Consider the following 9,338-nt stretch of genomic DNA (forward strand, 5'->3'; position numbering starts at 1 on the left):
GAAGGGGCAGGATTCACCCCGACCGGACGGAGAAATTGTATTTTTCCGACGTGCGGATCTCGATGCGCGTCAGTGGGCGGACGCCCTCGGACGACCGACGCTCAGGATCTCCCGGCCGTGCTCGGTCATCGACGCCTCGGACCAGCCGGTGCTGTCGCCCCACTCGACCTCGACCTCGTCGACCTCCGGCGCCAGCCGTCCGATCTCCCGCCGCACGCTCTGCTCGAAGAACGGCGTGTACATGCAGAACGGACCTGTGGTGATCAGGTCGAGCGACACCCGCAGCCGGCCGTCCGGCTCCCGGCGCGCCCGCACGTCACGCACCAGCCCCATGTCGACGATGCCCACGCGCCGGCCGACACCCAGCCCGCAGGGGTCGTAGACGGTGTTGCAGGCCCGCAGCAGGCGTGCCCGCAGCTCGGCCGCGGCCGGGTCCACGCCGCTCACGCGGCCAGCCGTTCCCGGTGGCGGGCCCACGGCCGGGGGGCGTGCGCGAGATACTCCTCGCGCCGCCGGGCCGGCTCGTCACCGGCCACCGCCGCGCGCACCTTCTCCTCGTCCAGGCCGTGCAGGCGCAGGGCGTTGCCGCCCATCAGCTTGGCGAGCACGTCCGGGGTGAACTCCGGAAAGCCCCACCCGTCCACCAGGTCCCGGGGCATCTCGAAACTCATCAGGGCGTCGATGATCGGCTGCGGGTGCGCGGACGGCACGCCGGTGGCGAACATGATGCGGTCCGTGCCGCCGTGCATCATGAGCATGCCGACGATCTCGGCAAACCGGCGCGGCTTGCGCACGATCATGTTCGACACCGACTCGATCGTCGCCCAGATGTTCGGGTGCGTCCGCAGTTGCAGCGCGCAGTCCTCCAGGAACGCCCAGCCGCTGTGCACCACCTCGAACGTCAGGTCCGGGAAGGCGATCGCCGCGCAGGTCACGTCGTCCACGTGGTTGAGCACCCGCGGCCCGGCCCCGGCGGGCACCGCCTTGTGCGCGCCGATGTGACGGACGCCGAGGTCGAGAGCCTTCTGGAGGTAGGGAAACGCCAGCTCGCGGTCGTCCAGCAGCATCAGCTTCGAGGAGTTCACCTCCGGGTCGATCAGCCCGTTCGTCGGGTAGAACTTGAACCCGTCGATGTCGTCCTCTTCGGCGCGCTGCTGCATCAGGTCCAGCTCGGCGGGGCCGCGCAGCGGATCCACCGGCGCGAAGAGCAGCACCCGGTCCGGGTACCGCCGCTTCAGCTCGCGGCCCAGCTCGTACGGCGACGCGCCGCCGTCGAAGAACCCGTCGATCTCCACCCCGTGGTAGATCATCACGTCGACGGCGCTCTCCACGAACACGATGTCCGCCAGTTCCTCGGCGGTCCAGCCGGCGGTGAACTCGTCCCGGGTCATGAGGTAACCGGGCGCCGGCGACTCGACCGAGGTGTGGCCGATGCGGTACAGCGCGTTCACCATGCCGTCGTACGCGGCCTGGGAGCAGTGCGGCGCCCGGTTCCCGGGCCGGAAGTCGTACCCGTGGACGACACCGTCCACCACGACCATCCCATTGATCATGTCAACTCCGTTCTCCTGTCGACGGGAGTGCGACGAGGCGGTGGACGGGCACGGCCGGTCACCGCGCCGGCCGCCCGTCGCAGCAGTGCGCGGCATGTGATCGCGGCCACCATCGGCCCGAGAATGTACACAACATAGGGGCGCACTTCCGGGTGGTCAAGAAGGCGCCGCCGCCAACAAGGGCGGCCGGCGCGCACCGCGGCGACGCCATCACCTGGTGTTTTTCCCGATTTTCTCGACACGTCGGGTCGAATGGAACCCAACCTGGAGCGCTACAGGCCTCGCCTCATCGCGAACCCTTGACAGTGATTGCATACATTGCTTGACTCCCTCGGCATGACAGAGCAGGCAGCGGCAGTCCCACGTCCCGGGGACGTCGAGCGCCGCCGGGACGAGGTCCCACCCCCCACCACCACACCGGTCCTGCATGCGCGGGGCATCGCTCGCAGCTTCGGCGCCGTGCGGGCACTGCGCGACGCGTCGCTGACGTTGCGGCGCGGCGAGGTCATGGCACTGATGGGCGACAACGGCGCCGGCAAGTCGACGCTGGTGAAGACGCTCGCCGGCGTGGTCACACCGGACCGCGGCGAGATCCTGGTCGACGGGACGCCCCGCCGGTTCGCCGGTCCCGCCGACGCGCTCGACGCCGGCATCGAGACCGTCTACCAGGACCTGTCACTGATCGACTCGATGAGCGCGGCGGAGAACGTCTTCCTCGGCCGGGAGCCGCTGGGCCGCGGCCCGGTGTCCCGGCTGCTGCGCCTGGTGGACCGCCGGGCGATGGCGCAGCGGACGCAGAAGGCCGTCGACCGCATCGGCGCCCGGCTGCCCTCGCTGTCCTCCCACGTGTCCTCGATGTCCGGCGGGCAGCGCCAGGCGCTCGCCGTCGCGCGGGCCACCATGTGGGGCCGCAACATCGTGATGCTCGACGAGCCGACCGCGGCGCTCGGCGTCACCGAGTCCGGGCACGTCCTGGAGATCATCACCGCGCTCAAACAGCAGGACATCGCCGTGCTGATGATCTCGCACAACCTCGAACACGTCTTCCGCGTCGCCGACCGGGTCACGGTCATGCGACAGGGACGCACGGTCGGCGAGCTGACCACCGCCGAGGCGTCCTCCGGCGACATCGTCGCGCTGATCACCGGAGCGGCGCCCGCCGCGACGGTGACCGAGTCCTGACACCGGCCACACCGGCCGAAGCAAGCCGAGAGAAGGGATCAGAGTGAGACGCAGATCGTTCGCGAGCGCCGCGCTCGTCGTCGCGCTGGGTATGACGGCGGCGGCCTGCTCCACCGAGGGGGCCGCCCCGGCGGCGCCCGCGGAGGGCAAGGCGATGGAGGCCAAGGACGTCCGGATCGGGTTCGCCAACTTCGCGGAGCCGGCCAGCCCCGTCCTCGGGGCCATCGACGTCGGCATGCGCAAGGAGGCCGAGAAGCGCGGGTGGGAGATTCTCGTGCTCAACAACGACCGGGACGGGCCGACAGCTGTCGCCAACGCCGAGACGATGGTCTCGCGCGGCGTCACCCACGTCGTGGAGTTCCAGGGCGACGGCAAGGTCGCGCCGCAGATCATGGACATCTTCAACAAGGCCGGGATCCCGGTCATCGCGATCGACATCGCCCACCCGGGCGCGCACTTCTTCGGGATCAACAACGTCGAGTCGGGGCGGCTGTCCGGCCGGGCCGGCGGGACGTACGCGAAGGAGAAGTGGGACTGCAAGCCGGACCTCGTCACGGTGCTGGAGAACGAGGAGTCGGGTGACGTGGCGCTGCTGCGCACCGAGGGCATCCTCAAGGGACTCAAGGAGGTGTGCCCGGACATCGACGGCGTCATCACCCGGCGCAACTCGCCGACCACGCCGGACGGCGCCCAGGGTGTCGCCCGCGACATCCTGGTCTCCAAGCCCGACGCGAAGAAGATCCTGGCGCTCGGCGGCAACGACAACATGATCATCGGCACCATCAACGCCGCGGAGCAGCTCAGCCGCGCCGGTGACATCTACGGCTACGGCCTCGGCGCCGACCTCATGCTGTTCGGGGTCGACACGCCGGGCCTGGGCGGCTCGACAGCGTTCTGGTACGAGGGCTACGCCAAGCAGATCTACACGATCCTCGACCGGATGGTCGGCGGCGAGAAGATCCCCGTGGTCGACTCACCGAAGGACCCGAACGCGCTGTTCAACCCGGTGTGCGCGTTCCCGAAGGACGCCGTGCCGTCCATCCCCCCGCTCAAGGAGCGGATCGACGCGCTCTACGCGAAGGACGCCCCGGCCAAGTCTGCCGCCGAGCAGTACTGTCCCGCGGGCACCGAGACGTACGGGCTCGACAAGTGAGCACCTGACCATGTCCCTGTCTGCCCCGCAGGCAGCCGTCCGGCGGAGCACGGTCCTTCCCGTGCTCCGCCGCCACGGCGCCACACTCGCCCTGGTCGCGCTCTGGGTCGCGCTGGTATTGGCCACCGCCGCGAAGTCGCCGGCCTTCCTGTCCCACCAGACCGTCATCGCCGTGGCCTTCAACATGGCGTTCATCGGCGTCCTCGTCGTCGGCGTCAGCCTGGTGATGCTCAGCGGCGCCGAGTTCGACCTGTCCGTCGGCGTCACGGCGGTCGCCGCCGCGCTGATCGCCGCCCAGTTGCTGACCGACGGCGCGTCGTTCGCCGTGGTCCTGGTGGCGGTGCTGGTGTTCGGCACGCTCATCGGCATCGTGAACGCGGTGCTGATCGTGCGCGTGCGCATCCACCCCATCGTCGCCACCCTCGGCACGATGTTCCTGGTCAGCGGCACCACCCGGCTGTTCATCGAGTTCGTGCCGATCCCGCGCGAGAGCTTCCTGCGCCGGCACGTCGCCGGCGACCTGTTCGGCGTACCGCGGGTCTTCTGGATCATGGTGCTGCTGCTCGCCGCCGTCGCGTTCGTGGTCGGCCGGATCCGCCTGGGCCGGCACGTCGTCGCGGTGGGCGGAAACCGGCACGCCGCGCTCGTACGGGGTCTGCGTCCGGACCGGATCCAGGCCGGCGCGCTGGTGTTCTGCGGCCTGGTCGCGGGGCTCGCCGGGCTGGTCCTCGCCTCCCAGGGCGACATCGTCCAGTCCACGCTGACCCCGGGCACCGAGTTCCGGGTGATCTCGATCCTGCTGCTCGGCGGGATGGCGCTCACCGGCGGCCGGGGCAGCTTCGTCGGCGTCGCCGCAGCGCTGCTGCTGCTCAACACGCTGCCCACGGCCATCGTCACCTGGGGGGTCTCCTCCAGTTGGCAGCCGGTCGTCGAGGGAGTCGTGCTCGCGGTCGCGCTCGCCGTCAACAGCGTCAGGAGCACACCATGACGACCACACGTACCCGGGCCGGATGGACCGGCCTGCTCAGCCGCCCGTCCGCCACGAGCGTGCTGCTGTTCGTGGTGGCGCTGGCCGCCGCGCTGAGCTTCGCGCCCGACTTCGCCAGCCGCGCCAACATCTCCAGCATGCTCGGCGACCTGCTCGCCCCGGCGATCATCCTGCTGGCGGCGAGCCTGGCGATGACCGGCGGCGTCGCCGACCTGAGCGTGGGCTCGGTCCTCGGCCTCGGCGCGGTCGTCTACGCCACCGTCTACACCGCTTCGGGTTCGTGGCAGGCGGGCGTGCTCGCCGCGCTCGGCGTCGGGCTGCTGGCCGGACTCACAAACGGCGTCCTCGCCCTGGCGTTCGGCGTCTGGCCGCTGATCGCCACGCTGGGCATGCTCGTCGCCGCCCGGGGCCTGGCCAAGGTGATCAGCGACGGCAGCTCGGTGGCGGCGTACACCCCGGAGCTGAGCACCGCGCTGAAGACCACGATCGGGCCGCTGCCGGTGCCGGTCCTGGTGGTGCTGGGACTCGCGCTGGTGTGCAGCGCGCTGGTCCGCCGGTCCCGCTGGGGCACCCACCTGCGGGCCACCGGGGGCGACGAGGTCGTCGCCGCCCGCGCCGGCATCCGGGCCGGCCGGGTCCGGCTGGCGCTGTTCGTGCTGACCAGCACCGCCGCCGCGGTCGCCGGCTGCGTCCAGGTCATGCGCACCGGCGCCTCGGCCATCACCCTCGGCGAGGGCACCGAGCTGTACGTCTACGGCGCGCTGCTGATCGCCGGGTTCCGGCTGGCCGGCGGCGGGCACGGAAGCCCGATGACCGCGTTCCTGAGCCTGCTCTCGCTGAGCATCGTGCTGAACATCTTCCGGCTGCGCGGCATGCCGCTGCCGCTGGGCGACATCCTGCTCGGCGTGACGCTGCTCGGCGCGGTGTCGCTCGGCTGGATCCGCGAGCGCACGCAGCGGCACTCCCCCGAGCCGGAACCCGAACCGGAGGCCCGGCCGCACGCCGTGCCGGCCTGAGCCTCCGCCCGCACCAACGAGACGACCGACGAGAGAACAGGGACGACATGAACGACTACGCCCGCGGCCCGCTGTCCGGCTTGCGCGTGATCGAAGCCGGGGTCCTGCTGGCCGGGCCGTTCTGCGGCCAGATCCTCGGCGACCTCGGCGCCGACGTGATCAAACTGGAGGAGCCGGGGCGGGGTGACCCGATGCGCGAGTGGGGACGCGAGCGCCCGTACGGCAAGTCGCTGTGGTTCCCGGTGCTCGGCCGGAACAAGCGCTCGGTGACCCTCAACCTGCGCGTCCCGGAGGGGCAGGAGGTGCTGCGCCGGCTCGCCGCCGAGGCCGACGTGCTGGTGGAGAACTTCCGGCCCGGCACGCTGGAGCGCTGGGGCGTCGGCCCGGACGTGCTGTGGGACATCAACCCGCGGCTGGTGATCGTCCGGGTGTCCGCGTACGGGCAGTCCGGGCCGTACGCCGAACGCGCCGGGTACGGCTCGATCGGCGAGGCGATGGGCGGCATCCGCTACACCACTGGCGATCCCGACTCGCTGCCCAGCCGCGTCGGCATCAGCATCGGCGACTCGCTGGCCGGCACGTTCGCCGCTGTGGGCGCGATGGGCGCGCTGCGGGTGGCCGAGGCGACCGGCCGGGGCCAGATCGTCGACAGCGCCATCTACGAGTCGGTGCTCGCGCTGATGGAGTCGCTGGTGCCGGAGTACGCGATCGGCGGCTACACCCGGGAACGCACCGGCTCGATCCTGCCGAACATCGCGCCGAGCAACGTCTACGTCGCCTCCGACGGCGGCATGGTGGTGATCGCGGCGAACCAGGACACCGTCTTCCGGCGGCTCGCCGAGGCGATGGCGCAGCCGGAGCTGGCCGCCGACCCGCGGTTCGCCGGGCACACCGACCGCGGCCGGCACCAGCGCGAGCTGGACGAGCTGATCGCCAAGTGGTGCGCCGGCTACGCCGGGGACGAGCTGCTGGAGCTGCTGCACCGCCACGGTGTGCCCGCCGGGCGGATCTACACCGCCAAGGAGATGCTCGCCGACCCGCACTTCGCCGCCCGGGACGCGATCGTCCGGCTGGAGCACCCGGACCTCGGGGAGTTCCCGATGCAGAACGTCGTGCCCAAGCTGACCGCGACGCCCGGCGGTGTCCGCCGCGTCGGGCCCGAGCTGGGCGAGCACACCGACGAGGTGCTCCGCGACGTCGCCGGACTCGACGGCGACGAGATCTCGCGCCTGCGCGCCGCAGGCGTCGTCTGAGCCCCGCTCCACCCACCCACCACGGAAGGAAGCCCCTCATGGACAACTTCACCAAGACGTCGGTCACCATCGGCGCGGCGCAACGGATCCTCGCCGCCGCGATCGGCAAGGCCGAGCAGATGGCGCTGCCCTGCGTCATCGCCGTCGTCGACGAGAGCGGCGTGCTGAAGGCGTTCGCCCGGATGGACGGCGCCGCGCTGCTGTCGGTGCAGGTCGCGCAGGACAAGGCGTACACGGCGGCGGGATTCGGCATGCCCACCGACGGCTGGTACGACTTCATCAAGGACGACGCGCCGCTGGCCACCGGTGCGACCACCGGCATCGACCGGCTGGTGGTCTTCGGCGGCGGCTACCCGATCACCGCCGACGGCGCGGTGATCGGCGGCATCGGGGTCAGCGGCGGGCACTACACGCAGGACATGGAGGTCGCGCGCGCCGGGCTGGACGCCGTCGCGTGAGCCGGATGCCGGCACGGGAGGGGGGCCGCCCGGCCCTCGGCCCCGTGCCGGCTCCCGCCCGGCGCGCCCCGGCTGGTCCCGCCGGGGCGGAACGGCCGGGGCGGGCCGGAGCGGCCGGTTCACTCGATGCCGGCCAGCCAGGACTCGTAGTCGAGCGCGGCGGTCAGCTCCGGCCGGTCCCGGCCGCGCAGCGCGCGGGCCAGCGCCGAGGCCGGGCCCGCGCCGATCGAGGCGAGCCTCCCGGCGAGCGCGGCCCCGGCGTCCGGATCGTCCGACACCGAGCCGACCAGGCCGTGCCGCAGCGCCTCCTCGGCGTCGAGCGTGGCGCCGGTCCAGGCCAGGTGCGCCAGCACGCCGGCGCCGGCGACACCGGCGAGCAGCCGTCCGGCGCCGCCGGCCAGGAACGCCGCGGGCGAGCCGGTGCCGAACGTCGCGGTCGGCGCGGCGACGCGCAGGTCCGCCGCGAGCGCCAGGCCGAGCCCGAGACCGCGTACCGCGCCGGTCACGTGGACGACCACCGGGCCGGGCGCGGCCTGCACCCGCAGCACCAGTTCGTGCAACTGCCCGCGTACGACCGGCTGGGCGAGGTCGTCGGGCTCGTGCCGCCAGGCGTCGCCCTGGACCCGGATCAGCAGCGGCTCCCCCGGCGTACGGGCGTGGCGCTTGAGCGCGTCGAGCAGGGCCGCGCGGGCGGCCGGGCCGAGCCGTTCGCCCGCACCCGGGTCGGTGGCCTCGTGTACCTGCGTCACGTGTCTCTCCTATCGGCCGGTGAAGCGGGCCGGACGCTTCTCCAGGAACGCGTCGATGCCCTCGATGTGGTCGTCTGTGGACAGCAGCGTCAGCAGCAGCGAACGCTCGTGGGCGAGGCCGGCGGTCAGGCCGACCTCCTCGGCGGTACGCAGCGCCTGCTTGCCGAGGCGGGCCGCCACCGGGCTGCGGGCGGCGATCGAGGCGGCCAGCGCGATCCCCGCCTCGACCACCCGTTCGGCGGGCACCACCTGGCTGACCAGGCCGATGCGCTGCGCGGTCCAGGCGTCCACGAGGCGACCGCCCAGGACCAGCTCGGCGGCCCGGAACCGGCCGGCGACACGGGCCCAGCGCTGCGTGCCGCCGGCACCCGGGATGATGCCGAGGTTGATCTCCGGCTGGCCGAACACGGCGGAGTCGGCGGCGACCACGGCGTCACACGTCATGGCCAGTTCGCACCCGCCGCCCAGCACGTATCCGGCGACGGCGGCGACGGCCGGCTTGCCGAAGCGGGCGAACCGGTGCCAGCACTCCAGCCGTTCGGAGAGCAGGTAGTCGGCCGGGGACGTGCGGCGCAGCTCGCGGATGTCCGCGCCGGAGGCGAACAGCCGGGGGCCGCCGGTCAGCACCAGCACCCGTACCGCCGGGTCGGCCTCGGCCCGGTCCATCGCCGCGGCGAGCGCGCGCAGGACGTCGGCGCTGAGCGCGTTGCGTGTCTGCGGCCGGTCGATGGTGGCGACCGCCACCGCGTCGTGTACCGCGTAACCGACGGGTTCCACGGATCACCTCCCTGTCGTCCACACCAGGCGAACATACTCTTCGGTATGTCGTCAAGATCTTCGTGGACGGCGGAAGAAGCGCAATGCACAAGGGAAAACAGCATCCGGGAAGCGCTTGACATGCCTGCCTGGCACCACCTAGACATCTAGACATACGCAACGGTATGGCGCTGCGCGCAACGACCGGCCCGCGCCGGAGAACCGGGAGG

General features: G+C 72.1%; 10 protein-coding genes. 6 read left to right on the plus strand and 4 right to left on the minus strand.

Going from position 1 to position 9,338, the window contains the following annotated elements; genetic code table 11:
* Window positions 1-69 precede the first annotated feature (69 nt).
* Window positions 70-447, minus strand: a complete 378-nt coding sequence (locus tag AB0B20_RS03735) for a hypothetical protein (RefSeq protein WP_357382877.1) — start codon at window positions 445-447, stop codon at window positions 70-72.
* Entirely contained in the window at window positions 444-1,553 is a 1,110-nt protein-coding gene (locus AB0B20_RS03740) for an amidohydrolase family protein (protein ID WP_357382875.1), read from the minus strand. Before AB0B20_RS03740 ends, AB0B20_RS03735 begins: the two co-directional genes overlap by 4 nt.
* Before the next feature lie 336 nt (window positions 1,554-1,889).
* Between AB0B20_RS03740 and AB0B20_RS03745 the strand changes: the two genes are divergently transcribed.
* The 6 genes from AB0B20_RS03745 (at window position 1,890) to AB0B20_RS03770 (ending at window position 7,603) form a co-directional block, all read left to right on the plus strand.
* Window positions 1,890-2,735, plus strand: a complete 846-nt coding sequence (locus AB0B20_RS03745; RefSeq protein ID WP_357382873.1) for an ATP-binding cassette domain-containing protein — start codon at window positions 1,890-1,892, stop codon at window positions 2,733-2,735.
* Between the two features lie 43 nt (window positions 2,736-2,778).
* Complete coding sequence (locus AB0B20_RS03750) at window positions 2,779-3,888, plus strand: substrate-binding domain-containing protein (RefSeq protein WP_357382871.1); 1,110 nt, start codon at window positions 2,779-2,781, stop codon at window positions 3,886-3,888.
* A 61-nt stretch (window positions 3,889-3,949) separates the two neighbouring features.
* The gene (locus AB0B20_RS03755) at window positions 3,950-4,876 is read left to right on the plus strand and encodes an ABC transporter permease (protein ID WP_357382869.1); all 927 of its coding nucleotides are present in this window, start codon (window positions 3,950-3,952) and stop codon (window positions 4,874-4,876) included.
* On the plus strand, window positions 4,873-5,892 hold the full coding sequence (locus AB0B20_RS03760) for an ABC transporter permease (protein ID WP_357382867.1): 1,020 nt from the start codon (window positions 4,873-4,875) through the stop codon (window positions 5,890-5,892). The genes AB0B20_RS03755 and AB0B20_RS03760 overlap by 4 nt, the downstream gene beginning before the upstream one ends.
* A 47-nt stretch (window positions 5,893-5,939) precedes the next feature.
* The gene (locus AB0B20_RS03765) at window positions 5,940-7,145 is read left to right on the plus strand and encodes a CaiB/BaiF CoA-transferase family protein (protein ID WP_357467845.1); all 1,206 of its coding nucleotides are present in this window, start codon (window positions 5,940-5,942) and stop codon (window positions 7,143-7,145) included.
* A 38-nt stretch (window positions 7,146-7,183) separates the two neighbouring features.
* On the plus strand, window positions 7,184-7,603 hold the full coding sequence (locus AB0B20_RS03770; RefSeq protein WP_357382863.1) for a heme-binding protein: 420 nt from the start codon (window positions 7,184-7,186) through the stop codon (window positions 7,601-7,603).
* Between the two features lie 119 nt (window positions 7,604-7,722).
* Here AB0B20_RS03770 and AB0B20_RS03775 read toward each other — a convergent pair whose 3' ends face one another.
* Window positions 7,723-8,352 (minus strand): enoyl-CoA hydratase-related protein, encoded by a 630-nt coding sequence (locus AB0B20_RS03775; RefSeq protein WP_357467849.1) that lies wholly within the window; start codon window positions 8,350-8,352, stop codon window positions 7,723-7,725.
* A 9-nt stretch (window positions 8,353-8,361) separates the two neighbouring features.
* Window positions 8,362-9,129: an enoyl-CoA hydratase-related protein gene (locus tag AB0B20_RS03780; RefSeq protein WP_357382859.1), complete on the minus strand. Its 768-nt coding sequence runs from the start codon at window positions 9,127-9,129 to the stop codon at window positions 8,362-8,364.
* Between the last annotated feature and the right edge of the window lie 209 nt (window positions 9,130-9,338).

Source organism: Micromonospora sp. NPDC049151 (assembly GCF_040648395.1).
Taxonomy (GTDB): domain Bacteria; phylum Actinomycetota; class Actinomycetes; order Mycobacteriales; family Micromonosporaceae; genus Micromonospora.

Bases quoted from the DNA above. Each gene is read 5' to 3' on its own strand.
- AB0B20_RS03740 (WP_357382875.1), bottom strand. From the start codon at position 1,553: ATGATCAATGGGATGGTCGTGGTGGACGGTGTCGTCCACGGGTACGAC.
- AB0B20_RS03745 (WP_357382873.1), top strand. From the start codon at position 1,890: ATGACAGAGCAGGCAGCGGCAGTCCCACGTCCCGGGGACGTCGAGCGC.
- AB0B20_RS03760 (WP_357382867.1), top strand. From the start codon at position 4,873: ATGACGACCACACGTACCCGGGCCGGATGGACCGGCCTGCTCAGCCGC.
- AB0B20_RS03765 (WP_357467845.1), top strand. From the start codon at position 5,940: ATGAACGACTACGCCCGCGGCCCGCTGTCCGGCTTGCGCGTGATCGAA.
- AB0B20_RS03770 (WP_357382863.1), top strand. From the start codon at position 7,184: ATGGACAACTTCACCAAGACGTCGGTCACCATCGGCGCGGCGCAACGG.